This window comes from Cobetia sp. SIMBA_158 (assembly GCF_046566945.1).
Lineage (GTDB): Bacteria > Pseudomonadota > Gammaproteobacteria > Pseudomonadales > Halomonadaceae > Cobetia > Cobetia amphilecti.
This window is the reverse complement of the sequence record NZ_JAWJYL010000268.1, coordinates 1-278: the sequence shown is the minus strand read 5'-3', so window position 1 is coordinate 278 and position 278 is coordinate 1. Positions and strand designations below refer to the sequence as shown.

The 278-nt window shown below is 42.4% G+C and carries 1 protein-coding gene; it reads left to right on the top strand.

What is annotated here, in order from left to right; all coding sequences use genetic code 11:
• Nucleotides 1-158 (top strand): helix-turn-helix domain-containing protein (locus R2R70_RS19915; protein ID WP_410978887.1); only part of this gene is annotated, 158 nt, incomplete at its 5' end.
• Between the last annotated feature and the right edge of the window lie 120 nt (nucleotides 159-278).

Genomic DNA, 278 nt, shown 5'->3' with positions numbered 1-278 from the left:
CTGGTAAATACCGTGGCCGCCCTACCAATAAGACTAACCACCAGCAAATCAGGCTAGTACGCTCTCAGGGTATATCTTTGCGTAAAATAGCTAAAGAGGTTGGTGCTTCCCTTTCCACAGTACAAAGAGCTCTAGAAGCGATAGAGAAGCCTCAATGAACCAATACATGTCTGATAGTAGTTTTATAGACATTAACCCAAGAGAAGTGATTTTAGACCCTGCTATGCAAGGGCGAGACACTAATTTAATTAGAGATAAGAATACAAGACGCGCTCAAG